The organism is Mesorhizobium ciceri biovar biserrulae WSM1271 (assembly GCF_000185905.1).
In the GTDB taxonomy this organism is placed as follows: domain Bacteria; phylum Pseudomonadota; class Alphaproteobacteria; order Rhizobiales; family Rhizobiaceae; genus Mesorhizobium; species Mesorhizobium ciceri.
The window spans coordinates 871,507-897,705 of record NC_014923.1 but is presented as its reverse complement, the minus strand read 5'-3'; the positions used below and the strand labels follow the sequence as shown (position 1 = coordinate 897,705).

22 protein-coding genes and 1 pseudogene are annotated in these 26,199 nt (G+C 63.1%); 9 read left to right on the top strand and 14 right to left on the bottom strand.

All coding sequences use genetic code 11. From position 1 onward, the window contains the following. Positions 1-154: 154 nt before the first annotated feature. From MESCI_RS04245 to tauA, 9 genes and pseudogenes are all read right to left on the bottom strand, one after another. A complete protein-coding gene (locus tag MESCI_RS04245) occupies positions 155-514 on the bottom strand; it encodes a septal ring lytic transglycosylase RlpA family protein (protein ID WP_013528714.1) in 360 nt (119 codons plus the stop codon). Between the two features lie 677 nt (positions 515-1,191). Beyond that, entirely contained in the window at positions 1,192-1,983 is a 792-nt protein-coding gene (locus MESCI_RS04235) for an ATP-binding cassette domain-containing protein (protein ID WP_013528712.1), read from the bottom strand. A 10-nt stretch (positions 1,984-1,993) separates the two neighbouring features. Beyond that, positions 1,994-2,770, bottom strand: coding sequence for an ABC transporter permease subunit (locus MESCI_RS04230; protein WP_013528711.1), 777 nt, complete (start codon positions 2,768-2,770; stop codon positions 1,994-1,996). After that, positions 2,767-3,930: an FMNH2-dependent alkanesulfonate monooxygenase gene (ssuD, locus tag MESCI_RS04225; RefSeq protein WP_164920000.1), complete on the bottom strand. Its 1,164-nt coding sequence runs from the start codon at positions 3,928-3,930 to the stop codon at positions 2,767-2,769. The genes MESCI_RS04230 and ssuD overlap by 4 nt, the downstream gene beginning before the upstream one ends. Before the next feature lie 91 nt (positions 3,931-4,021). Continuing rightward, positions 4,022-4,974: pseudogene (locus tag MESCI_RS04220) on the bottom strand (sulfonate ABC transporter substrate-binding protein). 242 nt (positions 4,975-5,216) lie between these two features. Next, on the bottom strand, positions 5,217-5,402 hold the full coding sequence (locus MESCI_RS04215) for a hypothetical protein (protein ID WP_013528709.1): 186 nt from the start codon (positions 5,400-5,402) through the stop codon (positions 5,217-5,219). A gap of 31 nt (positions 5,403-5,433) precedes the next feature. Further along, positions 5,434-6,294, bottom strand: a complete 861-nt coding sequence (locus MESCI_RS04210; protein ID WP_013528708.1) for an ABC transporter permease subunit — start codon at positions 6,292-6,294, stop codon at positions 5,434-5,436. Beyond that, positions 6,291-7,082 carry a taurine ABC transporter ATP-binding protein gene (locus MESCI_RS04205; protein ID WP_013528707.1) on the bottom strand — a complete coding sequence of 264 codons (792 nt, stop codon included), beginning with the start codon at positions 7,080-7,082 and terminating at the stop codon, positions 6,291-6,293. The genes MESCI_RS04210 and MESCI_RS04205 overlap by 4 nt, the downstream gene beginning before the upstream one ends. Positions 7,083-7,241: 159 nt before the next feature. Beyond that, entirely contained in the window at positions 7,242-8,255 is a 1,014-nt protein-coding gene (gene tauA / locus MESCI_RS04200; protein WP_013528706.1) for a taurine ABC transporter substrate-binding protein, read from the bottom strand. A 643-nt stretch (positions 8,256-8,898) separates the two neighbouring features. On the opposite strand from tauA, the gene MESCI_RS04195 reads away from it, so the two are divergent. From MESCI_RS04195 to MESCI_RS04155, 9 genes are all read left to right on the top strand, one after another. Then, the gene (locus MESCI_RS04195; protein ID WP_013528705.1) at positions 8,899-9,369 is read left to right on the top strand and encodes an RrF2 family transcriptional regulator; all 471 of its coding nucleotides are present in this window, start codon (positions 8,899-8,901) and stop codon (positions 9,367-9,369) included. 31 nt (positions 9,370-9,400) lie between these two features. Beyond that, positions 9,401-10,735 (top strand): FAD/NAD(P)-binding protein, encoded by a 1,335-nt coding sequence (locus tag MESCI_RS04190; protein ID WP_013528704.1) that lies wholly within the window; start codon positions 9,401-9,403, stop codon positions 10,733-10,735. 291 nt (positions 10,736-11,026) lie between these two features. Beyond that, positions 11,027-12,466 carry a pyridoxal-phosphate dependent enzyme gene (locus MESCI_RS04185; RefSeq protein WP_013528703.1) on the top strand — a complete coding sequence of 480 codons (1,440 nt, stop codon included), beginning with the start codon at positions 11,027-11,029 and terminating at the stop codon, positions 12,464-12,466. After that, the gene (locus MESCI_RS04180) at positions 12,463-13,644 is read left to right on the top strand and encodes a trans-sulfuration enzyme family protein (RefSeq protein WP_013528702.1); all 1,182 of its coding nucleotides are present in this window, start codon (positions 12,463-12,465) and stop codon (positions 13,642-13,644) included. The genes MESCI_RS04185 and MESCI_RS04180 overlap by 4 nt, the downstream gene beginning before the upstream one ends. Positions 13,645-13,971: 327 nt before the next feature. Continuing rightward, entirely contained in the window at positions 13,972-14,940 is a 969-nt protein-coding gene (locus tag MESCI_RS04175; protein WP_013528701.1) for a GlxA family transcriptional regulator, read from the top strand. A 145-nt stretch (positions 14,941-15,085) separates the two neighbouring features. After that, positions 15,086-16,390, top strand: coding sequence for a M24 family metallopeptidase (locus MESCI_RS04170; protein WP_013528700.1), 1,305 nt, complete (start codon positions 15,086-15,088; stop codon positions 16,388-16,390). A gap of 103 nt (positions 16,391-16,493) precedes the next feature. Beyond that, the gene (locus MESCI_RS04165) at positions 16,494-17,174 is read left to right on the top strand and encodes an isochorismatase family protein (RefSeq protein WP_013528699.1); all 681 of its coding nucleotides are present in this window, start codon (positions 16,494-16,496) and stop codon (positions 17,172-17,174) included. Beyond that, positions 17,171-18,118, top strand: coding sequence for an alpha/beta hydrolase (locus MESCI_RS04160; protein WP_013528698.1), 948 nt, complete (start codon positions 17,171-17,173; stop codon positions 18,116-18,118). Before MESCI_RS04165 ends, MESCI_RS04160 begins: the two co-directional genes overlap by 4 nt. 355 nt (positions 18,119-18,473) lie before the next feature. Beyond that, a complete protein-coding gene (locus tag MESCI_RS04155) occupies positions 18,474-20,114 on the top strand; it encodes an ABC transporter substrate-binding protein (protein WP_013528697.1) in 1,641 nt (546 codons plus the stop codon). A gap of 512 nt (positions 20,115-20,626) precedes the next feature. Here the strand turns inward: MESCI_RS04155 and MESCI_RS32545 are convergent. From MESCI_RS32545 to lepA, 5 genes are all read right to left on the bottom strand, one after another. Then, positions 20,627-20,911 (bottom strand): hypothetical protein, encoded by a 285-nt coding sequence (locus tag MESCI_RS32545; protein WP_013528696.1) that lies wholly within the window; start codon positions 20,909-20,911, stop codon positions 20,627-20,629. Positions 20,912-20,977: 66 nt separating this feature from the next. Further along, complete coding sequence (locus MESCI_RS32540; protein WP_013528695.1) at positions 20,978-21,130, bottom strand: hypothetical protein; 153 nt, start codon at positions 21,128-21,130, stop codon at positions 20,978-20,980. Positions 21,131-21,351: 221 nt separating this feature from the next. Continuing rightward, positions 21,352-21,915 carry an SIR2 family NAD-dependent protein deacylase gene (locus MESCI_RS04145; protein WP_164919849.1) on the bottom strand — a complete coding sequence of 188 codons (564 nt, stop codon included), beginning with the start codon at positions 21,913-21,915 and terminating at the stop codon, positions 21,352-21,354. Between the two features lie 291 nt (positions 21,916-22,206). Next, on the bottom strand, positions 22,207-23,202 hold the full coding sequence (locus MESCI_RS04140) for a ParA family protein (protein WP_013528694.1): 996 nt from the start codon (positions 23,200-23,202) through the stop codon (positions 22,207-22,209). A 1,007-nt stretch (positions 23,203-24,209) separates the two neighbouring features. Next, positions 24,210-26,015: a translation elongation factor 4 gene (lepA, locus tag MESCI_RS04135; RefSeq protein ID WP_013528692.1), complete on the bottom strand. Its 1,806-nt coding sequence runs from the start codon at positions 26,013-26,015 to the stop codon at positions 24,210-24,212. Positions 26,016-26,199 lie beyond the last annotated feature (184 nt).

The window sequence follows — 26,199 nt, the reverse complement described above, 5'->3', positions numbered from 1 at the left end:
AACTAATTGCTGCGATGCAATACGTCACGCTGCGTGACCAATGCTTCTTTGGTTCAAGACCATGGAAATCGGGGCCGAACGGCGCCAGCCGGCTCAGTGTGCGGCTGCGAAATGTGTAGGTAGTGTGTCCGGCCCTTGCCGGACACAGGAAGCTCTAGACGCGCGCCATGCACACGGAAGTGTGGCCGGAGCCGATGAAGCCGAGCTGGCCGGCCGCGCCCTTCGACAGATCGAGCACGCGTCCCTTGATGAACGGACCGCGATCGTTGATGCGCACGACGACGCTGCGGCCGTTGTTCTTGTTGGTCACCCTGAGCTTGGTGCCGAAAGGCAAGGTGCGATGCGCGGCGGTCATCGCCGACGGGTTCATGCGCTCGCCCGAGGCGGTTCTGGAGTGCAGGGCGTACCACGAGGCGCGGCCGCACTGGGCGGCGGCGGTCGCCGAAGAAGCACCGACCATCAGGCCAGCAGCGATCGTTACCGCGACAATCGCGGTCTGTTTTGGGTTCTTCATATTTGGGGGATGGCTCCGTTTTTGACAGACCCCAGCCGTTAGGTGCCAAATAAGGCGGGAAATGCGGCAGTGATCTGGCGGTTCCGTGGCAATGGCACACGTTTGGAGTCGCTGGGTAACAGTCTGTCAGGGATTTTCCGGCACGCGATGATCAATCAACGATGATCTTTGTGTTGCTATCGGGCATCCGTTTGACAAGATCGAACATTAATATCCAAGTAGAGCTCGGCGCGGCCGGGCCACTTCCTTTGGCTCTTTTATCGCGGTCCCGATGCTGCAACCAATCGACTTCAAAAGGGAGATCCGGCAATGAGGCTGACCAAAAATCTGCTGGCGTTGATTGTGCTTGCCGTCGGCGCGCTATAGTCGCTGCAAGGCATCGGCGTTGTCGGCGGCAGCTTCATGACCGGCCAGTCGCAATGGCTCTATATCGGCGTCGTCACCATGCTGGTCGGGCTGATCGGGTTGGTGTGGGCGAACCGGTCAAGCGGGTGAGCTTGATGAAAGGTCGACCCCCACTCCGGCCCTTCGGGCCACCTCTCCCCCGATCGACGGGGGAGAGGAAAAGCGCGAGCTCGCCGACCTTGGCTCCTTCCTCTCCCTCCGGGGAAGAGGTGACGCTGCGAAGCAGCGACGGAGTGGGGGAAGGCGGTCCTCGAGGGCCCTGCCCCCCGGCCCTACCCGAACAGCCGATCCAGAATCTTGCCCTCCAGCCGGGCCAACTCCACCGAACCGCGACGGCGCGGCCGTTCCACGGGCACATCCAGATCGAGCGCGATCCGGCCTTCGCTGATCACCACGACCCGGTCGGCGAGCGCGACCGCTTCGGCGACATCATGCGTGACCAGCACGGCCGTGAACTTCTGCGCGATCCAGATGCGTTCCAGAAGCTGCTGCATCTCGATGCGGGTCAGGGCGTCGAGTGCGCCGAGCGGCTCGTCGAGAGCCAGGATCTGCGGGTGGCCGACCAGCGCGCGGGCCAGCGCCACGCGCTGCTTCTGACCTCCGGACAGCACCGAAGGCCATTCGTCGGCCCGGTCGGCAAGCCCGACCTCGCCGAGGATGTCGAGCGCGCGGTGCCTCGCTTCGCTACCGGTGGCGATGCCGGTCAGCCCGACCTCGACGTTTTCCACCACGCTGGCCCAGGGCAGGAGCCGTGGCTCCTGGAACATGAAGCGCGTGCGGCTGTGTCCTTCCTCTTCGACGCCGAAGGACAGCGATCCCGATGTCGGCCGGTCGAGCCCGGCCAGAAGCCGCAACAGCGTGCTCTTGCCGCAGCCGCTCTTGCCGATGACGGCAAGGAACTGCCCGGCCGGTACGTCCAGGTCGATGCCGTCGAGCACGGTCTTGTCGCCGAAGCGCTTGCCGGCATGCCTGAAGGCAAAGGCCCGCTGTCCTTCGACGGAGCCGATCGGCCGCACCGGCGTGGCGACGAAGGAACGGGCTGCGGTCAGGCTGGCGGCGGTCATGGGCAATCTCTCATCCGTTCTGGAAGGCCGGATGCCAGCCGAGCGACAGCCGCTCAAGCAGGCGGGCGAGGCTGTCGGCGAGCTTGCCGAGCAGCGCGTAGATCAGGATCGACAGCACGACGACGTCGATCAGCAGGAATTCGCGCGCCTGCATGGCCATGTAGCCGAGGCCCGAACTGGCCGAGATGGTTTCGGCGACGATCAGCGTCAGCCACATGATGCCCAGGGCATAGCGCAGGCCGACGAAGATCGCCGGCAGCGCGCCGGGCAGGATGACGCGGAAGAACAGGGCGCGCCGGTCCATGCCGTAGACGCGGCCCATCTCGACCAGCTGTGGGTCGACGCTCTGGATGCCGAGCAGCGTGTTGACGTAGATCGGAAAGAACACGCCGAGCGCCACCAGGAACAGCTTGGCTTCCTCGTCGATGCCGAACCACAGGATGACCAGCGGGATCAGCGCCAGATGCGGAATGTTGCGGATCATCTGCAGCGTCGTGTCGGTCAGGCCGCGGCTGAGCGTCGACAGCCCGTTGGCAAGGCCAAGCGCAAAACCGATCGAGCCACCGATGGCAAAGCCGGCAAGGGCGCGCGCGGTCGAGACGCCGATGTTGCGGATCAGTTCGCCCGACAACGTCAGCCGCCAGAAGGCCTCGGCGACCGCGCTGGGCGCCGGCAGCACGTTGGCCGGCATGACGCCGGCGCGGCTGGCAATCTCCCAGCCGGCAATGATCAGCGCCGGCAGCAGCCAGCCGATGGCGTTGCTATGCAGGCGCGTGGAAAAGCTCATGACGAAGCCTGCAGGCGGTTGGCGCCATGGAAGCCGACCGAGAATTCGTTGGCGATGTTCTCATGCGCCCGCTGCCGCCTGGTGCCGAGCCCGAGCTTCGGAAACAGAAGCTCGGCGACGCGGTAGGCCTCCTCGAGATGCGGATAGCCCGAGCCGATGATGGTATCGATGCCGATCGCCTGGTATTCGCGGATGCGCCCGGCGATCTGTTCCGGCGTGCCGACCAGCGCCGTGCCGGCGCCGCCGCGCACCAGCCCGACGCCGGCCCACAGATTGGGCGACACCACCAGCCTGTCACGGCGGCCGCCATGCAGCTCCGCCATGCGGCGCTGGCCGACCGAATCCATCTGGTTGAGGAAGCGCGCCTGCGCGTTTTCGATCTGGGCGTCGGTGACATGGCTGATCAGCCGGTCGGCGGCGCGCCAGGCTTCGTCCTCGGTCTCGCGCACGATGAAATGCAGCCTGATGCCGAAGCGCAGTTTTCTGCCGCGCCGCGCCGCCTTTGCGCGCGCCGCGGCCAGCTTCTCGGCCACCTGTGCCGGCGGTTCGCCCCAGGTCAGATACATGTCGACGAGGTCCGCGGCGAGGTCCTGGCCGGCATCCGACGATCCGCCGAAATAGACCGGCGGCCGTTCCTGGTGCGGCAGAAGGTCGAGGCGGCCATTTTCGACGCGGTAATATTTGCCGTTGAAATTGACCCGCTCGCCGGACACCAGGCCGCGCCAGATGGTCAGGAATTCATGCGCCTGGGCATAGCGCTCGTCATGCGGCAGGAAGACGCCGTCGCCGGCGAGCTCGGTCGGGTTGCCGCCGACCACGACATTGAGCAGCAGGCGGCCATTGCTCAAGCGATCGAGGGCGGCGGTCTGGCGTGCGGCGAAAGTCGGCAGCGTCACGCCCGGCCGCAGCGCGACCAGGAACTTCAGTTTTTCGGTGAGTGTCGCGAGGCCCGTCGCGGTGATCCAGGAATCCTCGCAATTCTGGCCGGTCGGCAACAGCACGCCGGGAAAGCCGAGCCGGTCGACCGCCTGCGCGATCTCCTTGAAGTAGCCGAATTCGGGCGGCCGCTGCTGCTCCTCGGAACCGAGATAGGAGCCGTCGCCATGCGTCGGGATGAACCAGAAGAAATCGAGCGGTGCGGTGCTGGCAGGCGCGGTCATGTCTGGCACAGTCACGGGCGGATCTCCTGGAGATATGGGTGCGAACGCAAATGGCGCCGGGCGTTCTCATCCGGCGCCGTCAGGGGACAAGTCAGTTGCCGGGTGCCGTCCACACCGCGTCGGAGATGCGGACCGCGTTCGGGATCAGCCCGAGCTTGAAGAAGCGGTCTGCGGTCGCCTGCTGGCCGGCGATGATCTCGTCGGTGATCGGGAAGACGCCGAATTTGGTGCGGTTGGCGGCGATGATCTGCGCGTCGAGCGGCACGCCGGTCACCTCATGCAGCGCCGCGGCCACCTTGTCGCGGTTCTGGTCGGCCCATTTCGCCGCCTCGCCCAAGGCTGATATCGTTGTGTGACGGTTTCGGGATGCGCCTTGGCGAAGTCCTTGTTGGCGAGGAAATAGGTGTTGACCTTCAGCACCTCGCTGGAGCGGGCCAGCACACGCGGCTGGTAGCGAGTTTCGGCGATGGCGAAGAACGGATCCCAGACGGTCCAGGCATCGATCTGGTCGCTGGCAAAGGCTGCGGCCGCATCCGCCGGGCTGAGATAGACCGGCGTGATCTGGTCGAACGGGATGCCGGCCTTCTCCAGCGCGGCGACGAGCAGATTGTGCGCGCTGGTGCCCTTGCCGACACCGACGCGCTTGCCCTTGAGATCGGCGACCGACTGGATCGGCGACGCCGGCTTGACGAAGATCGCCTCGCCCTCGCCATTCGACGGCAGCGCTGCGGCATAGACGATGTTGGCACCGGCCGACTGGCCGAAGATCGGCGGCGCGTCGCCGGTCCAGCCGACATCGATGGCGCCGACATTGAGCGCCTCGACCAGCGGCGGACCGGCGGTGAACTCGACCCACTTGACCGTCACGCCCTTGTCTTCAAGTGCCTTCTCGATCACCTGCTGCTGCCTGGCGATCACCGGCAGGCCGGTCTTCTGATAGCCGATGCTGAACTGCTTCAGCTCCTGCGCCGTGGCGCCGGACGACACGGCAACCGTCGCCGCCAGCAGGCCGATGCCGAAAACACGTCTCGTTAGATTGAACATTGATCCCTCTCCTTCGCTGCGGATCGGCGCCGGAAATGGCCTCGCCGGTTGGAAGATGGATGAGGCTAGGTAATTCTATAAATTTAGTAGAGGAATGATTTTGCGAGTTAGAGGGGAGAATGGGAATTATCTTCTTTGGCTACCTGGAATTCGCCATCCTGGGGTCTGCGCTGCGTCGCTTCGCTCCTTGCTCCGCCCTGGGATGACGAAGACGCGGGGGCTAGTGCCAATCGCCAATCCCCTCACTGCGACCAGTACTGCCAGGCCCAGTAAAAACTCTCGTCGCGTGGCGGCAGGCGGTCGCGCTCGGCGTCCCAGCGGACCGGCGTTGGCGATTTCGGTTGCTGTTCAAGCGGCTGGCTTTCCCTGGTCCAGGCGAGAAGCCAATTGCCGGCTTGGGCGAACAGCACGGCGGTGGAATGGGTCATCGGCATTCTCTCCTGCTCTTCTGGTTCCCAATCATTCGCGTCCCGCCCACGGGACGAGCACGCGCTCGATCCTGCGGAGGGTGAATTCCAGCACGAAGGCAATGGCCGCGATCACCAATATGCCCATCACCACCACGTCGGTGACGAGGAACTGGGCGGCTGACTGGATCATGAAACCAAGCCCGCGCGTCGCCGCCACCAGTTCGGCGGCGACCAGCGTCGACCAGCCGGCGCCGAGCGCGATGCGCAGGCCGGTCAGGATCGCCGGCAGTGCGCTCGGCAGGATGACATGGCGGACCACTTGGCGCTGAGTAGCACCCAGTGAGCGCGCCGCATTGATGCGTTCCTGCGAAACGCCGCGAACGCCGGACGCGGTCGACAATGCCACCGGCGCCAGCATGGAAATAGTGATCACCAGGATCTTCGACGGTTCGCCGATGCCGAACCAGATGACGACCAGCGGCAGGTAGGCGAGCGGCGGGATCGGCCGCAGGAACTCAAGCAGCGGATCGAAGATGCCGCGCCCGATCGTGCTGATGCCGATGGCGAGCCCAACCGGCACGCCGACGAGGATGGCGGCGACCAGCGCGGCGAAAACCCGGCCCAGGCTGGCGATCGCATGCTGCAGCAGCGTCGCATCGACGAAGCCGTCGCGGGCGACGGTGATGAACTTGTTCCACACCGCAACCGGCGAGGGCAGGAACACTGGCGACACCAGTTGCAGGCGGGCCGACAGCGCCCACAGCGCCAGCACCACCAGGATGGTCATCACGCTGACCGCGCGCGCGGAAACGCCTTTGCGTTTCGGGCTGGACCGCGACCACGGCACCGACAGGCCGTCGGCCTCGTCGACCTTGTGTCCCGGCCGCTCGGTGTAGGAGGTAACGGTCATGCCGCCTCTCCTTCGAAGATCGCGTCGGTTAGTTCGCCGCGCGCCGCGGCGAAGGCCGGGTCGGCCTTGATGGTGCGGATGGCCTCGCCCGATGCGTAGCGCCTGGAGAAGCCGGGTTCGAAAGTTTGCACCACGCGGCCCGGGCCAGGCGCCAGCACGACGATGCGGGTGGCCAGCACCAGCGCCTCCTCGATGCCATGCGTCACCATCAGCACGCCGACATCGCTTGCCGTCCACAGATCGAGCAGCGTCGTCTGCATGCGCTCGCGCGTCAGCGCATCGAGCGCGCCGAGCGGTTCGTCGAGCAGCAGGAATTCGGGTTCGGCGGCGAGCGCCCGAGCCAGGCCGACACGCTGGCGCATACCGCCGGAAAGCTCCCAGATGCACTTGTCGCCGGCGTCGGCGAGCTTCACCAGCGCCAGCAGCTCATCGGCGCGCCGCGCCCGCTCGGCCGGAGCGACACCGCGCAGCCTGAGCGCGAAGGCAACGTTTTCGCGCGCCGTCAGCCATGGGAACAAAGCATCGTTCTGGAACACCACCGCCCGGTCCGAGCCAGGTGCTGTGATCGGCTTGCCGTTGATTGAAGCCGTACCGCGCGCCGGCGCGACAAGGCCGGCGGCGACGTTGAGCAGCGAGGTCTTGCCGCAGCCGGAACGGCCGACCAGCACGACGAAATCGCCCTTGGCGACATCGATCGACACCCGCTCGACCGCAGGCGCTGCCTGGCCGTCATAGTGGATCGAGACCTTGTCCAGTACGAGATGGGGGTCGAGCACGAGATGCGGCATGGATGCCTCGCGGTTCGTTGAAATCCGACTGCCCCGGCCCTCGTCAGCGGTTCCGGGGCAGTCAGCACGCGGCGTCAGGGAAAAAGATCCGCGCGCGTTCAGAGCAATTCCAGGAAAAGTGTGAAGCGGTTTTCCGTCCGGAATTGCGTTAAGCGAGTACTAGTTCGAGGCGAGCGCCTCGGTGACGTATTTCGACGATACGTATTTCGAATAGTCGGGAAGTACGGCGTCGATCTTGCCTTGCTCCTTGAGGAAGGCGGATGTCGCTTCGACCGCCTTGACCGTGCCGCCGCCGAGGAATTTGTCGGAGGCCTGCTCTTCGAGCGTCGGGAAGACATAGCCCTTGAGCAGTTGCGGCACTTCTTCCAGCTTGGCGCCGGTGAGTTTGGCGATCGCGGCCGCCTGCGGCGACGATACCGACCAGGCTTCGGGCTTGGCGAGGAACTCGGCATATGCCGCGCCCGTCACCTTGACGAAGTCGCGCACCGCTTCCGGGTTCTTTTCGGCGAAGTCGGTGCGCACGATCCAGGCATCGAAGGTCGGCGCGCCCCAGGCGGCGACCTGCGAGGAATCCACCACCACCTTGCCCGTCGTCTTGATCTGGCCGAGCGCCGGATCCCAGACATAAGCGGCGTCGATGTCGCCGCGCGAAAAGGCGGCGGCGATTTCCGGAGGCCGGAGGTTGAGGATCTCGACCGATTTCGGATCGACGCCCTCATGCTTCAGTACCGCGAGCAGGCTGTAATGCGTCGTCGAGACGAACGGCACGGCGACCTTCTTGCCGGCGAGATCGGCGATCTTGTCGATGCCGGCGCCGTTGCGTGCCACCAGCGCCTCGGATTCGCCGATCAGGCCGACGATGAAGATGGTCTGGATCGGCAACTCGCGGCTCGCCGCCGCCGCCAGCGGGCTCGAGCCGACATAGCCGATATCGACCGAACCGGAAGCGACCGCGGCGATGACATCGGCGCCGGAATCGAATTTGCGCCAATCAATGGTGGCCTTCGTCGCCTTCTCATAGGCGCCGTCGGCCTGCGGCACTTTCGAGGGTTCGACCACCGTCTGGTAGCCGATGGTGATCTTGAGGTCGTTGGCCAGGGCTGGGCCGAGGAAGGCCGCACCGGCAAGTGCCGCCGACGAGAGCAGAAGAATGCGTCGCGAAATGGTGGACATGAAGGGCTCCTGAAAAGAGAAAAACCGGAATGCTTCATAATAGTCATCTAATTCTATGGTTCTTGTAGAGTTAAATCCTTCCAACCAAGGCGGGCTTGTTAGAAAAAAGCTGTCGATGGTGAGGTGGTGAGGCGGATAGGGTGGTTGCGGTGGGGCAGAGTGTCGCCACAGGGCAGGCCTTTCGACGCCGGCGGGCCAGCGCCCCCCTCTGTCCCACCGACCTTTAACCTCCTGAACTGCGGTGATGGCTCCGCCTACGCCCACCGCGAACTAGAATTCCCGCTTCCGGCCTCTTCCAGGCAAATTCATGCCTCAAACAACCGCCGATTTGACAACCCATTCCGCGTGTTCGAGGGTAAGTATAGTAATCTTATCGACATTGAGACTGGAGGCGACGATGAGCAGTCACCATATCGCGATGATCGCGCCCCCAAACTCGTGCGCTTTTGTGTCCCTGTGGGCACAAAGGCTAGTCAAAATGGCCCGCGCGGCTTGAAAACGAAGCAAAATCAGCAGTTCTCGGCTTGTACATCATGTCACTAGAATTTATGTGTCATGCGGGCTTGGACGCGGCGGCAACGCACGCCAGGCGTTTTGCAACCGATGGTTCCATGCCGTCGCATGCCAGAGAAAATTTGATCTCATGCTCACCAAAAAAGGTAAGTACGGCCTCAAGGCGCTTGTCCACCTCGCGCGATTGCCGGCCGGGCAGCTCGCCTTCGTCAACGACGTCGCCACCGGCAACAACATCCCGAAGAAATTTCTCGACGCCATCCTGGGCGAGTTGCGCAATGCCGGCTTCGTCCAGAGCCGCAAGGGCAAGGATGGCGGCTATCGCCTGGCGCGCCCCGCCGACGAGATCAAGGTCGGCCATGTCGTGCGCGTCCTCGACGGTCCGCTGGCGCCGATCCCTTGCGCCAGCCGCACCCAGTACCAGCGCTGTGAAGATTGCAACGAGGCGACATGCCAAGTCCGACATCTGATGCTCGAGGTCCGGCAGGCGATCGCCGAGGTGCTCGATCAGCGCAGCCTCGCCGAAATGCGCGATATCTCTCTCGACGACCTGTCGGTCGGCATCGGCGATCTGCCGGTCGCGGTGAAGGTCCAGGCCTGACACTGGCGCTGCGCAGAGCGAAGGCATGCCTATGACCGGGCGCGCCAACTCCATCATCATTGTCGGTGGCGGCGCCAGCGGCGTCGTGCTGGCCGCGCATCTCCTGAAGTCGCCCAATCCCGACCTGCGCGTCACGCTGATCGAAAGGCGCCCGCATTTCGGCCAGGGCATCGCCTATTCGACGCTGCTGTCGGCGCATGTACTGAATGTCAGCGCCGCCGGCATGAGCGCCTATGCCGACGATCCCGGCAATTTCTGGCGCTGGCTTCAGGAACGCGGCCTGGCAACGGCTGAGGAGGCGCCCTTCTATGCGCCACGCAGCATCTATGCCCGCTATCTCGGCGAGTTGCTGGTCGATCTGGAAGCGCGGGAAAAGCAGAGCGGTCGGCTTCGGCTGATCCGCGAGGAAAGCCTCTCGATCACGCCCACCGCCTCCGGCGTCGAAGTGGCGCTGGCCAACGGCACCAGCGTGGTTGCGCATCTCGCCGTGCTGGCCACCGGCCACGACGAGGAGCCGGCGCAAGGCCATGCCATCAGGATGGGATCGGAAGCCGACACAGCACTTCCGCCCGGCGCCGGCGTCATGGTGCTGGGCACCGGCCTCAGCATGGTCGATGCTTTCCTGGCGCTGGAGCAACGCGGCCATCGCGGCGACATCATAGCTGTGTCCAGGCGCGGCCTGCTGCCCTCGCCGCATCGCAAGGGCAATCCGATCAAGCTCGACGTCGCCGACATTCCGCTCGGCACGCAGCTCTCCTATTTCGTCGGCTGGTTCCGCGACCTGATCAAGGAAAACCAGAAGGCCGGCATCGACTGGCGTGACGTCGTCGACGGGCTGCGGCCGTTCAACCAGAAGATCTGGCAGAACTGGCCGGCTTCCGCCAAACGCCGCTTCGTCGAGCACACCAAGGCCTGGTGGGACATCCACCGCCATCGCATGGCGCCCGAGGTCTACGCCCGTGTCACCGAGGCCGTGCAATCCGGCCGCATCCGCCTGGTCGCCGGCCGCGTCGTCGACATTGCGCGCAACGGCGAATTCACCGTCCAGGTCCAGTCGCGTCACACGCAGCGTCTCGAGACCTTCGAGGTCGCCCGCATCTACGATTGCTCTGGCATCGTGAGGGACATCTCGACCTCGTCGAACAGCGTCGTGCGCTCGCTGGTCGACCGCGGCCTGGCAAGGCCGGATCCGCTGCGCATCGGCCTCGACGTATCGACCAAATGCGAGATCATCGCCGGCGACGGAACCGTTTCGGCCAAGATCCTCGCCGTCGGCCCGCTGACGCGCGGCACCTTCTTCGAGATCGACGCCATCCCCGATATCCGCGTGCAGTGTGCAAGGCTGAGCAAGCAGCTGCTCGGCTAGGCTGTGTCGATATTCAGGTGATGCCGGCCTGCAAATGCGGCTTCCTGTGGCTTCCGGTGCTCACGTACCCAAAAGTACGCTCTGCTCCGGTTCTCGGAATCTGCCATTTTCGGCTCGGTCTGACCTGAATCTCAACACACCCTCCAAGCCCTTGAGGCACAAACCGGAATTTCATTCCGCATCTGGCCGGTTGATTGGCACGATCTATCTTCTTTCCGACTGCAAAGGGCTGGAAAAGAGGCTACGCTGCCGCCCTGCCCAGAGGCGGTCGCTTGGTCATGGAGCATCGATATGAGCGAGCATGAGATCGCCGCACTGGACAGTGCCCCCTCGGAAGCCGAATTGTCCCGCCTGCGTCCGCCCTACAAGTCGGTGCTCGACCTGATCGGCCAGACGCCGGTGGTCGAGCTGACCAAATTCGACACCGGCAAATGCCGGTTGTTCATCAAGCTCGAAAGCCAGAACCCCGGCGGCTCGATCAAGGACCGCATCGCGCTGTCGATGATCGCCGCGGCTGAAAAGCAGGGCAAGCTCAAGCGCGGCGGCACCATCGTCGAGGCGACGGCCGGCAACACCGGGCTTGGCCTTGCCCAGGTCGGCATCCCCAAGGGCTATCGCATCGTGCTGGTGGTGCCCGACAAGATGTCGCGCGAAAAGATCCAGCACCTGCGCGCGCTCGGCGCCGAAGTGCGCATGACGCGCTCCGATGTCGGCAAGGGCCATGCCGAATATTACCAGGACATGGCCGAGAAGATCGCGGCGGAAACGCCCGGCGCCTTCTATGCCAACCAGTTCGCCAACCCGGCCAATCCGCTGGCGCATGAATCCACCACCGGCCCGGAGATCTTTTCGCAGCTCGACGGTAACGTGGATGCCGTGGTGGTCGGCGTCGGCTCGGGCGGCACGCTGACCGGGCTTGGCCGCTACTTCGCAAAAGTGTCGCCGAAGACCGAAATGGTGCTGGCCGATCCGGTCGGCTCGGTGCTGGCGCCGCTGATCAAGACCGGCAAGATGGAAGAGGCCGGCAGCTGGACCGTGGAAGGCATCGGCGAGGATTTCGTGCCGCCCAATGCCGATCTGTCGCTGGTCAAGAAGGCCTATTCGATCCCCGACAAGCAGAGCATGCTGGCGGTGCGCGACCTCTTGTCCAAGGAAGGTATCCTTGCCGGCTCATCGTCGGGCACGCTGCTGTCGGCGGCGCTGCGCTATTGCCGCGAGCAGACGGTGCCCAAACGCGTCGTCACCTTAGTCTGCGACAGCGGCAACAAGTACCTGTCGAAGGTGTTCGACGATTTCTGGCTGGCCGAGCAGGGGCTGGCCGAGCACGAGCAGCATGGCGATCTGCGTGACCTGGTGATGCGCTCGCACCGCACCGGCGACACCGTCTATGTCGGCCCGGACGAAAGCCTGCTCAATGCCTATGGCCGCATGCGCCGCTCCGATGTCTCGCAGCTGCCGGTGCTCGACAATGGCAAGCTCGTCGGCATCGTTGACGAAAGCGACATACTGGCCAAGGTCGACGGCCCTTATGACGGCCGCTGGGAGCGCTTCAACGGCCCGGTGCGCACGGCCATGACCTCCAACCTGCACACGCTGCAGGCCAGCCAGACGCTGGACGCGCTGCTGCCGGTGTTCGACCGCAACGAGGTCGCCATCATCTTCGACGGCGACGAATTCGTCGGCCTGATTACCCGCATCGATCTGATCAACCATCTGAGGCGCGCACGATGACCAGCAATACTCCGCCAGCCGGGAAAAACCGTCTGGCTTTCTCGACGCGCACCATCCATGGCGGCCAGAGCCACGACCCGCTGACCGGCGCGGTGATGGTGCCGATCTACGCCACCTCGACCTATGGCCAGCAATCGCCCGGCGTGCACAAGGGCTTTGAATATGCCCGCAGCCAGAACCCGACGCGCTTTGCCTTCGAGCGCGCCGTGGCCGACCTCGAAAGCGGCTCGGCCGCCTTCGCCTTCGCGTCAGGGCTGGCGGCGATCGCCACCGTGCTGGAGCTGCTCGATTCCGGTGCGCATATCGTCGCCACCGACGACATCTATGGCGGTTCCTTCCGGCTGATGGAGCGGGTGCGCAAGCGCTCGGCCGATCTGCGGGTCTCGTTCGTCGACTTCACCGACCTCGCCGCCGTGGAGGCCGCGATCCGGCCCGAGACGAAAATGCTGTGGGTCGAAACCCCCACCAACCCGCTGCTGCGCATCGTGGACCTCGAAGGCGTCGCCGCACTTGCCAGGCGCAAGGGGATTCTCACGGTCGCCGACAACACCTTCTGCAGCCCCTATATCCAGCGGCCGCTGGAGCTCGGCATCGACATCGTCGTGCATTCGACGACGAAATATCTCAACGGCCATTCCGATATGGTCGGCGGCGTCGCCGTGGTCGGCGACAACAAGGATCTGGCCGCCCAGCTGAAATTCCTGCAGAACGCCATCGGCGCCATTTCGGGCCCGTTCGACAGTTTTCTGGCGCTGCGCGGGCTGAAAACGCTGGCGCTGCGCATGGAGCGCCATTCCGCCAACGGGCTCAAGATCGCGCAATGGCTGGAAGCGCGCCGCGACGTCCGCCGCGTCATCTATCCCGGCCTCGCCAGCCACCCGCAGCACGCCGTCGCCGTCCAGCAGATGCATGCCTTCGGCGGCATGATCACAGCCGTGCTCGACCGCGACCTAGCCGGCACCAAAAAGTTCCTCGAACGCACGCAATTGTTCACGCTCGCCGAAAGCCTCGGCGGTGTGGAGAGCCTGATCGAGCACCCGGCGCTGATGACGCATGGCTCCATACCGGCGGAGAAACGGGCCGAGATCGGCATATCGGATTCGCTGGTAAGGTTGTCGGCGGGGATCGAGGATGGCGATGATCTGATTGCGGATCTGGAGCAGGCGCTGGCGGGCTAGAAGCTCAATCACTTGCAACTTCAGCGTTGCCCCTCATCGCCCTGCCTTGGCTCCTTTCCCTCCGGAGGGGAGAGAGGTGGCTCGGCGAAGCCGAGACGGAGTGGGGGAAGGCGTTCGCAGACGCGCAGTCGCCGCAAGACAGGCACAATCTGACGAGCAAGAGACCTCAGGCGCGCGGCGAGGGTCGACCCCCACTCCGTCGAGCTTCGCTCGACACCTCTCCCCCGATCGACGGGGGAGAGGAAGGGCAAAGCGCGGCGCCGACGTCTCATGATGATGGACCGGCCAATTGACCCCGAACCCCATCTGCCCGAAATGTAGCGCCCCATGGCCACGCGCGAACCACCCAAGCCCACTGAACCCCTCACTTTCGCCGTGCTGGTGTTCCCAGGTTTTCCGATGATGGCGTTCAGCTCGGTCATCGAGCCGCTGCGCGCCGCCAATGTCCTGGCGAAAAGAGAATGCTATCGCTGGATCATCGTCGGCGGCACGAAGGGTGCGGTCGAGGCGTCGAACGGCGTCGTCATCCAGCCGGGCTTTTACGCCGAGGATGCCCCGAAGGTCGACCGCATCGTCGTCTGCTCGGGCGGCGATGCCGATCACCTCGTCGCCGAGGACGCTGCACACTGGATCCGCAAGAGCCTGCGCAATGGCGCCCATATCGGGGCGGTGGCGGATGCCGCGTTCTTCCTGGCGCGCGCCGGCCTGCTCGACGGCCATGCCTGCACCTTGCACTGGACCAGCCAGGCCGCCTTCACCGAAGCCTTCCCCAACATCGAGCTCAGGCGCGACCTCTATGTCATCGACCGCAAGCGCTTCACCTCGGCCGGCGGTGTCGGCAGCCTCGACATGATGCTGGAGATCATCACCCGCGATTACGGAGCCGAGCTTGCCGCCGGCGTCGCCGAATGGTTCGTGCACAGCCAGCTGCGCTCCAGCATCGACCGCAAGATGATGCCGCTGCGCCTGCGCACTGGGGTCCAGAACGAGCTGGTGCTGTCGGCCATCGCCATCATGGAGGACGCGGTCGAGGAACGGCTCGGCATGGCCGAGCTGACCGCGAAGCTCGGCGTGTCCTCAGACAAGCTCGAGCGCTCCTTCCGCTCCGAACTCGCCATCTCGCCCAATGGCTATTACCGGCGCCTGAGGCTCAAACGCGCCGCCGATCTTTTGGCGCATTCGACGCTCGCCGTGCGCGACGTAGCGCTGGCGTGTGGGTTTGCGTCGATGTCGAGTTTTGCCCGGGCGTTTCGCGAGGAGCATGGCCATCCGCCGAAACTGGCGCGGCGGCATTAGGCTTGGCGCTCGCTGACGCTGTGAGAGGTTAGCGCATCTCTTGTTAGGCCAGCGGCATCCCGCACAACACATGCGGTTTTCCGCACAATCCATCCGCCTCGCCTGCGCCATGCTGCGACCTCGCAACCCAGCCAAGGCCGAGCCCATGAGCATCGTCGTTTTCGACCCCGACAGCACCGAGGACGTGGACTTCAAGGACCGCATGCGCCACCCCGCGGCGGCCGATCCGGCCGGCGGCATGTGGCTGTCGGACACCGAGCCGTCCTTCATCGATGCCGATGCCCTGCGCAAGGGCCGGCTGGCCAAGCTGCGCGGCTGGATGCGCGAGGCCGGCTATGGCGGCGTGGTGCTGTTCGATCCGTACAACCAGCGCTACGCCACCGGCTCGCGCAACATGTTCGGCTATTTCCTGCGCAACTCGACCCGCTATTTCTTTATCCCGACCGACGGGCCGATCGTGCTGTTCGAATATCCGCAGAGCTATCATGTCTCCATGGTGCTCGACACGATCGACGAGGCGCGGCCTTCCAAGCTGGTCTGGTCGTCGGTCTCGGGCCGCGATGACGAGACCGCAGGTCCGTTCGCCGACGAGATCGCCGAGCTTTTGAAAAAGCATGGCGGCGGCTCGATGAAGCTCGGCCTCGACCGCTGCAGCCATCTGCAGGCGCTGGCGCTGGAAAAGCGCGGCTGTGAGGTCAGGGATTGCCAGGGCGAAATCCTGGCGGTGCGCGCGGTGAAGACGCCGGAGGAAGTGAAATGCCTGCAGGTGTCGATGGCCGGCGCCGAGGCTGCCGTCTATGCGGTGCGTGAGGCGATCAAGCCTGGCGTTTCCGAAAACGACCTGTTCGCCATCATGTATGGCGAGGTCATCCGCCAGGGCGGCGAGTTCATCGAGACGCGGCTGCTGACATCAGGCCAGCGCACCAACCCGTGGTTCAACGAGGCCAGCGGCCGCAAGATCCGCCCCGGCGAACTCTTGGCGCTCGATACCGACACCATCGGCTGCTACGGCTATTATTCGGATTTCTCGCGCACCTTCCGCTGCGGGCCGGGCAAGCCGACGCCCTACCAGAAGTCGCTCTACCGCATGGCGCACGATCAGGTTCAGCACAACATCGGGGTCGTCAAGCCCGGCATGGCCTTCCGCGAGATCGCCGAGCAGGCGTGGAAGATCCCCGACCGTTTCGTCGACCAGCGCTACACCTCGGTCATGCACGGCGTCGGCATGCATGGCGAAACGCCGTTCATCGCGCATGCCATGGATTACGAGACCTATGGCCGCGACGGCCATATCGTGCCAGGCATGGTGGTGAGCGTCGAAAGCTATATCGGCGAAAAGGGCGGCCGCGAGGGCGTCAAGCTGGAGGACGAGATCCTGATCACCGAGACGGGCACGGAGCTTCTGTCGCGCTTTCCTTATGAGGACGAGTTTCTGGAGACGCAGGTTTGATACGGGCAACCAATGAGCGCCTCGTTGCCTGGCGCCCCCCTCTGTCCCGCCGGCATACGGAAGGGTCTTTGACTGCCTCGCCCATGCATCACACAGGCGCCGCATGAAAACGCCCATCTCCATCAAGCGCGGCACCGTGGCCGCGATCTTCATCGACCTGCAGGAAGAGCACCGGCAGGACCCGCGTTATCTGGTTGAAGGCTTCAGCAGCATCCTCGCCAACGTCCTGCGCCTGCAGGCGGCGGCGCGGCAGAACCATGTGCCGCTCTACCACTGGGCCTACATCGTCGATCTCGACAGCCAGGACCGCCCGTTTCATCCGCTCGGCGAGGACGGCAAGTCGGCCTTTTCCGACAAGAGCGATCCGCTGACCGAAATCTGCCATGAGGTGGCGCCGGCCAAGGGCGAGGCGCTGCTGATCAAGGCCGAGGCCAGTGCCTTCCGCACCGGGCCGGCCGCGCGCGACATCAAGTCTTCAGGCATCGAATGGCTGGTTGTCGCAGGCGTCTGGACCGAGGCCTGCATCGACGCCTCCGTCAAGGATGCGGTGGCCAAAGGCTTTCGCGTGCTGCTGGTCAAGGATGCCTGCGGCAGCGGCAGTGCGGCCATGCATCAGACCGGCATTCTCAACCTCGCCAACCGCCTCTATGGCGGCGCGGTCACCGACACCGACGGCGCCTGCCGGCTGCTGGCCGGCGAAAGCGTCACCGCCTGGCAGGTCGAAGGCTCGGTGCCGCTGCGCTTCAGCTTCGACAACGCGACCGCGCTCTACGCCGCTCTATGACGCGCGGCCCCTACGAAACACGGCTCGACCCGGCGCTATGGGCCTATATCGACGCCGTCAACGCCTGGTATCCGCCCGAAATCATCGGCCTGCCGATCGACAAGCAGCGCGCCGTCTATGACAGGATGAGCCGGGCTTTCCACCAGGGCCGCCCGCCTGGCGTCAAGGCCAGCGACGGGCTGATCGCCGCCGCCGGCCGCGACATCCCGGTCCGGCGCTACCGGCTCGAGGGCAACGCCGCCAAGGCGATGGTGGTCTACTACCACGGCGGCGGCTTCATCCTCGGCGGGTTGGAAAGGCATGACGACATCTGCGCCGAGCTCTGCGCCGGCACAGGTTTCGACGTGCTGTCGGTCGATTACCGGCTGGCGCCGGAGCATCTGCACCCCGCCGCCTTCGACGATGCGGTGGCCGCCTTCGAATGGGCAGCGGCGAGATCAGGCCTGCCGCTGGTGCTGTGCGGCGAAAGCGCCGGCGGCAATCTGGCCGCGGCGGTGGCGCAGGCGACGCGCCGGCACGCCAGCGCTGCCATTGGCCAGGTGCTGATCTACCCCGAGCTCGGCGGCGACGAGCGCGCCGGCTCCTACATCGAACACGCCGACGCGCCGCTGCTGTCGGTGGCCAACGTCGCCTTCTACCGCGACGTCCGCTTGGCCAGGCGCCAATCGCTGGACGATCCGACTTTTGCGCCGCTGCGCGACAAGGATTTCACCGGCCTGCCGCCGACGGTGATCGTCACCGCCGAATGCGACCCGCTGTCGTCGGATGGCGAGACCTACCGCGACCGCATTGTGGCCGCCGGCGGCAAGGCGTGGTGGCACGAAGAGCCGAGGCTGGTGCACAGCTTCCTGCGTGCAAGGACGACGGTGCCGGCGGCGGCGGAAGCGTTTGCGCGGATCGTGGCTGGGGTTGCAGCGCTGGGCAGGGGTGAGTGGCCGTATTGAGCAGTTGCCGACGGTAAAGCGCCAATCTCCCCCCTTGAGGGGGAGATGCCCGGCAGGGCAGAGGGGGGCGCTGTCCCGCCGACCTACCTTTCTGATTAAAGTTCAGACTGACGTGTCTTGGTAACGAAGTGCACCGAAGGTTTGCGATCCTTGGCGCCCCCCTCTGTCCTGCCGGACATCTCCCCCTCAAGGGGGGAGATTAACCCTGCGGAGCGCCGCACAATCACTGCGGAAAACCGAACACTCCCCAGCGTCACCCGGCTCTATCATCGCCTCAGGCAAATGGCGTCCCGGCGGTCGTGTCCGCCCCCGCGTCCGTCGATCGGCCGGGGCGCCCAACAACAGGGGAACGACGATGAAATTCATGCTGACCGACCGCAAACTCCACCCGCAAGCCAAACCCGTGGCCGACGATTTCAAGGCCGGCGGCATCAACCGCCGCGAATATCTGGCGCTGATGGCCGGGCTCGGCGTCAGCGCCGCCGGGGCGCTGGCGCTGGGCGGACTTGGCGCCATCCCTGCTCGCGCGGCGGAACCCAAGAAGGGCGGCGTCCTGCGCGTCGCCATGAACGTCAAGGGTTTCAAGGACCCGCGCACCTTCGACGGCGTGGAGATGTCGAATGTCGCCCGCCACTGCAACGAATATCTGGTGCGCTGGAACACCGACTTCTCCTTCGAGCCCTGGCTGCTCGAAAGCTGGGAGGCGAGCGACGACGCCAGGACGCTGACCCTGCATGTGCGCAAGGGCATCTCGTGGTCGAACGGCGATGCCTTCAACGCCGACGATGTCATCCACAACCTCACCCGCTGGTGCGACGCTTCCGTGCCCGGCAATTCGGTCGCCGCGCGCATGGGCGCGCTGGTCAATGCCGACACCAAGAAGGTCGTCGATGGCGGCATCGAAAAGGTCGACGACTTCGCCATCAAGCTGAACCTGCCGAAGCCCGACATCTCGCTGATCGCCGGCATGGCCGACTATCCGGCACTGATCATGCACCGCTCCTATGAGGGCGACGGCGATCCCCTGAAGGCGCTCGCCATCACCACCGGTCCCTGCGAGCTGGTAAGCTGGGATGCCGAGACGGGTGCCGAGGTGAAGCGCAAGGACAAGTCCTGGTGGAAGGGCGAATTCTACTTGGACGGCATCAAATGGGTCGACTACGGCTCCGACCCCAACGCCATGCTGTCGGCGTTCGAATCCGGCGAGATCGACACCGACCACGAGACCGCCTCCGATGCCGTCTCGCAGACCGAGACGATGGGGCTGATGAATTCCGAGATCGCCACCGGCTCGACCATCGTCGCCCGCTTCAATGTCGCCAACGCGCCCTATGACGACGTCAAGGTGCGCCGCGCCGCCCAGCTCGCCGTCGACAATGCCGCCGTGCTGGCGCTCGGTCTCGGCGGCCGCGGCAAGCCCGCCGAAAATCACCATGTCGGCCCCATGCACCCCGAATATGCCGATATCGGCCCGGCGAAGCGTGACGTCGAGCAGTCGAAGAAGCTGTTGGCCGAGGCCGGCAAATCAGACCACGAGTTCGAGCTCATCTCCGTCGATGTCGAATGGCAAAAGAGCACCGGCGACGCCATCGGCGCGCAGATGCGCGAGGCCGGCCTGAAGATCAAGCGCACCGTGCTGCCGGCCGCCACCTTCTGGAACGACTGGAGCAAATACCCCTTCTCCTGCACCGAATGGCTCGGCCGCCCGCTCGGCGTCCAGGTGCTGGCGCTGGCGTATAAATCCGGCGCCGCCTGGAACGAAAGCGCCTATGCCAATCCCGAGTTCGACACGCTGCTCGACAAGGCACTGGCGACACCCGACGCCAAGGCGCGCAAGGAGATCATGGGCAAGATCGAGCAGAATTTGCGCGACTCAGGCATCATCATCCAACCCTACTGGCGCTCGGTCTACCGGACCTATCGCAAAGGCGTCGAAGGCTGCGAACAGCACCAGGCGCTGGAGCAGCACTTTGAGAAGGTGTGGATTGAGAGTTGAGAGGCGGTCCGCGCTAGCGGACGTAAAGCCAATTGCTTGGCTTTACGAGCCTCGAACGCTCTGAGCCTGCGAAGGGCCGGGCGACGGTGATGCGCCGGCATTTCTAACCTTCTCCCCTTGTGGGAGAAGGTGGATTGCCGCGCAGCGGCAAGACGGATGAGGGGTGTTCCAGCTTGGCGATACGCCAACAGTAAACGCCCTGAACCAGAGCAGAACCTTCACCGCCTCACTCCGTCACGCACCCCTCATCCGTCTCGGCGCTGCGCACCGATCCACCTTCCCCCACAAGGGGGGGAAGGCAAGAAGCGTCGGCGCCCCTTCAAGTGCAGGGCTAGCCGGTGGATCGCTGCGATCATCTGCGGGTTGAAAATGGCCGGCGCGAATGCCGGTGAGGCAGTTGCCTGAGCCCGCGCCGGCCACTGGCGAACCTGGGTCCGCCGCCCGGATTTTTTACCGCCCCGCCGATGCCCGATCAACCAGGCCGGACGCTTGGTACGGAAGCGGACAAAGCCTCACCGGGCCGGCTCCAGCAGCGTCCAGATCCAGCCGACAAAGGTCAGCACCAGGAACGGATAACCGGCGGCAGGCAGCGGCGCCGAGGTCGGCAGCAGGGGCGCACCCCAGATGATCATGCAGACCGACACGATAAACAGCCCGGCGGCCACCAGCGCGGTGAGCCGCGTCCAGAGCGCAAAGGTTTTCGGTGCGCTGACCATGACCAGTGCCGCCGCCCAAAGCGAGATGCCGCCGACATAGGAGGGCACGCTGGCCTCCAGCCCCGCCGCATTGCCCGCCATCAGCAGGGTCTCTCCGGCCAGGAAGGTCAGGAAGCCCGCGGCTATGCAGTCATTGCCGCTGGTATTTCACGACAGTGCGGCGGCGACCATGAGCGCTGTGCGGTCGATCGTCCAGAGGGTTTCACGAAGTGGGGCGCTGCCCACGAAGGTACCTGCCAGGCCGAAGGCGCCGCCGATGGCGAGGCCGAGAAAGGCGATGGTGTCTGAAAGCGTGCGCATGTGATGTCTCCCCAAGGCCGAGGAGAGGATACTCCAAGGTGTGGCGTTCTCAAAAGGTAAGCCTGCGCGCGATGAACGAGCTTGCTGAAGGTGCTGTTGCGGATTTCGACAGGGGCGGACATGGTGGGGAGTGGAGCGGAAAGCGGTGTCGAGAGGAGGCTAGAACGCGGACGGATACCGCCAACTCAGGCCGAGAAATCCGATCGACACAGTCCCAACGCCTACCAATTTCTTCGATCTACAATCATATCCCTTCTTTCGGAGGCCAATACAGCCAATGCGGCAATGCTCTCGTTCAACTCTTTGTGGCTGTCTCGCAACGAGTATGCCAAAATATTTATTCCTCGAGTATCTCGAATGAAGGTGGATACCTCATGAGGGACCGGCTTAGGCATCGTTTGGTAGTGCGGGCTTTCGTTCAAAGCATGCCTATAATCTTCGAACAGCAATCGCACATCAGGATCACTCAAACCACATCCGATTAGAAGGCACGTATGTGTGTGTAATAACGACTGAACAACTTCATAAAATTCGCGATGTTTGGTTCTAGCGTTCGCATAATCCTTGGCAGTGAAAATCATACGCGACGGAGCATCCATGCTTCCATGCATTTTTATTAGATAACGATCTGGCCCTGCAACAACTTGGCGAATGTCGCTGTCATCATATTTCTTTACTATAAATGTTCCCTCGGTCAAGCCTGTTGCGTACTTATCATATATACTATCAAAATTTAACGATATAGTAGTCCTGACATCGAGTTCAAAAATCGACTTGTGTAGCACGGACGGCTTATAATGAGGGGTCCAGAAATTTCTTCTTTAAAAGTGCTGTCCATTCCTCTCCAAGGGCGCTCTTAATGTACTGGCAAGCTTCCAAGTAGCTTTTCTCTTTAATCGCACGATTTATAAATACGGGCCTTGGGTTCAATTTCTCCAGACCCTCGACTAGGAATTCGCTCCAAGTAGGTGGACGAATCCCCGCATCAGTCGCTGCTCCTGCTGAAACGCCAGCTCCGAGAATCAGCACACACCGTCTCCGGGCTACCGCGTCTACGACCTGATCTGGCCAAGAGATCATGACAGAGCGCCCAAGTTCTCTACCATTCTTGAGGCGACACTCTCAAATATCGCCTCCGCGTCTTTGACCTTGTTGAAATGAGCACCCCTTACCCCATCCTTAGCCTTCAGCCCAAATATCGGCTTATGAGCAGACTGAGACATAGGAATTAAGCTATGGAGATTTGGGATCGTGCCAATACGATAGTTAACGCTGCTGAATGTTGGCTGCAGCTTTTTGACGAAATTTGTTTCGATATGTTTTGGTATTCTCCTCATAATCTTTTCATACGCGTCAACAGGTCGCTTAACTCCCTGTCTAGCCTTCTGTATGTATTGTTGTGCCACATACCCCAAGAATTTTATCCGAAACGCACCATGATCCGGAAGGTCGTCTTTAAGGCTAGGATCAACCTGCTCGACACCGTGGAGTAATTTGCGGCGCCACTCCGCGATAGAAACGGAAATATTTTCAATTGCTCGCAAACTGAATATATCAATCGACATTGGAGAAAGAAAAAAGTCGCACGCTAGAAGCACCGCCCGATTGATCGAACCTAGGGACGGCCCCATGTCGAATAAAACCAGATCGTAGTGCGAACATTTGCCCAGCAGTTCCGAAAACATAAAGGATGTCCTTAGGCCTCGTATGTCACCCGCTATAGAGTCCTGCCAATCCTTTGACAGCAAATCCTCTTTTAGTGCGAGCCGAGGGTCACCAGGGATAAGATCGATTCCATAGTCATCGACAGTAATTACTTCTATATCTTTCGCATAACCTTTTCCGATCGAGAGCGGATGTATGACGCTGTGAATCGTGAACGTATCAAAGCTATCGTACATCGTCTCAACGCGATCCTCGCTGAGCAAGAGTTGTGTTGCGTTACATTGCGGATCGGCGTCTATAAGTAAAACCTTCATATCTTCATAGTTAGAAAGATATGACGCGACGTTACAAATCAGCGTAGTTTTTCCCACGCCGCCCTTGTTGTTGAAAAAAGCGATCGATTTCATCGTTATGTCCCTAGATGCGGGTAACTGGTTTATTCTTGGGCGGGTATTAAGATGCGGCACTCAGGAGAACGAGACGGAATCTAAAAATCAGTTTGGACTGTTCGTCTCCCGAATTAAGTTGGCAAGGTTTCCCGTTGGCACATCACCAGAAGAATCCACCAAGATTTTATGTTAGACATAATAATTGTGAGTCGTGAAGTCGCAAGGATGAACTTCCCATGCCGACGTTCGGAATATCCGCCTTCTTGAGACTCATACACATGAACGTTCGGCCACAGCGAACCGAGCTACGCCGAAGATCCATGCCGAGAGAAGGCGGCTATGATTTTCATAGCAGCCTCCGTCGGCTCTGCCATCGCCTTATGGCTGGAGAGTCGCTTGAGAGTTTGTTGGCCGCGACTTTGGCAATTGCACAAGGGCCAGAGAGACAGTCCGCCCAACTTGGCCTGCGGCGGCTGGACGCTTGGAGAGCCCTGAACCCGGGCGCGATCTTGGAGTTTCCAGCGACCACCGTACGAAGCCTTGGCGAAACATTTTCAGTTACGTTTACACCGAATTTTGGCCTTCGAGTTGGAAGCCAAACTGTCGCGATACACGTTTGGAATACCGCAGCGCCGCGACTGGAACCGAGACTGGTCCGAGCGGTCCTGTCCGCGTTCCAGGCTGTCTATCAAACAGCGAACAACTCGCCCGATGACATCGCTGTGCTATGCCTGCAAACCATGCGTTTTATTCGTCTGGGCGACGCATCAGACGTTGCGGAATTAGGTCGGCTGATCTTCACCAATATCGATGGCATTTTTCGAGAGATTGCTGCGGATCTGGGAGAAACCCCGTCTGCGCCCGGCGATCACCCAGCGCCGCCGCCCGGAGAGTAACCTCCACCGCGCAGCGTCGGCGCCGCGCTGGCGGGGGGCCCGCTGCCTCCGGCAGCTCCCCCGCTTTCGAAGCCTGCCATCGATCCACCGGATCGATGACTTGGCGCGCTGCGCGCACCAACCGGCTTCTCAATCCCCCATCTTCAAGGCCTGGATAAACGCCTCCTGCGGAATATCCACCTTGCCGAACTGCCGCATCCGCTTCTTGCCTTCTTTCTGCTTGTCCAGCAGCTTGCGTTTGCGCGAGACGTCGCCGCCGTAGCATTTGGCGGTGACGTCCTTGCGCAGCGCGGAGATGGTTTCGCGGGCGATGACCTTGCCGCCGATCGCGGCCTGGATCGGGATCTTGAACAGATGGTTCGGGATCAGCTCCTTCAGCTTCTCGCACATCTGCCGGCCGCGCTTTTCCGCTGCCGTGCGATGCACCAGCATGGACAGCGCATCGACCGGCTCCTCATTGACCAGGATCGACATCTTCACCAGGTCGCCTTCGCGGTAGTCGGTCAGGTGATAGTCGAAGGAGGCGTAGCCCTTGGAGATCGACTTCAACCGGTCGTAGAAATCGAAGACGACTTCGTTGAGCGGCAGATCGTAGATCAGCATGGCGCGCTTGCCGACATAGGACAGGTCGGCCTGGATGCCGCGCCGGTCCTGGCAGAGCTTCAATATGCCGCCGAGATAGTCGTCGGGGGTCAGGATGGTGGCGCGGATCCATGGCTCCTCGATGGCCGAGATCTTGACCACGTCGGGCATGTCGGCCGGGTTGTGAAGCTCCTTCATCGAGCCGTCGGTGAGAGCCAGCCGGTAGACGACGCTGGGCGCGGTGGCGATCAGGTCGAGGTTAAACTCGCGCTCCAGCCGCTCCTGGATGATTTCGAGATGCAACAGGCCGAGGAAGCCGCAGCGATAGCCGAAGCCGAGTGCGGCGCTGGTTTCCATTTCAAAGGAGAAGCTGGCGTCGTTGAGGCGCAGCTTGCCGACGGCAGCACGCAGATCCTCGAAATCGGCGGCGTCGACCGGGAACAGGCCGCAGAACACCACCGGCTGCGCCGGCTTGAAGCCGGGCAGCGCCTTGGCCGTGGCGCGCTTGTCCTCGGTGATGGTGTCGCCGACGCGGGTGTCGGCCACTTCCTTGATCGAGCCGGTGAAGAAGCCGAACTCGCCGGGGCCGAGCTCCTCGACGTTGATGCGCGCCGGCGTGAACACGCCGGTGCGCTCGACCAGATATTTGGCGCCGGTGCCCATCATGCGGATGGTCTGGCCCTTCTTCAGCACGCCGTCGATGACGCGCACCAGCACGATGACGCCGAGATAGGCGTCGTACCAGGAGTCGACCAGCATCGCCTTCAGGGGCGCCGTGGCGTCGCCTTCGCGCGGCGGCGGCAATTGGTGGACGATCGCTTCCAGCACGTCGGGAATGCCCAGCCCGGTCTTGGCCGAGATCAGCACGGCATTGGAGGCGTCGATGCCGATCACCTCCTCGACCTGCTCGCGGATGCGCTCGGGCTCGGCGGCCGGCAGGTCGACCTTGTTCAGCACCACGACGATCTCGTGGTTGTTGTCGATCGCCTGGTAGACATTGGCCAGCGTCTGCGCCTCGACGCCCTGGGAGGCATCGACGACCAGCAGCGAGCCCTCGCAGGCGGCCAGCGACCGCGACACTTCATAGGCGAAGTCGACATGGCCGGGCGTATCGATCAAATTGAGGATATAGTCCTCGCCATTGTTGGCGCGGTACTTCAGCCGCACCGTCTGCGCCTTGATGGTGATGCCGCGCTCGCGCTCGATGTCCATCGAGTCCAGCACCTGCTCCTTCATGTCGCGCAGCTCCAGCCCGCCGGTCAGCTGGATCAGCCTGTCGGCAAGCGTGGATTTGCCATGGTCGATATGGGCGACGATGGAGAAATTGCGGATGTGGTCGAGGGGCGTGCTCATGGCGCGCGTTTAGCAGGGGTGGCTTGCCCGAGCAAGCTGTGCGCCTTTGCCGGAGCAGGCAGCACGGGCACCTGTCGCTTTTTTCGCGCTTTTCGCGAAAAATCTATAAATTTTAACCAAGCCCGTTAGAGCATAATTTGCGAACGGGATGTTAGCGGAGGGAAATATCTGATGTAAGGACGAA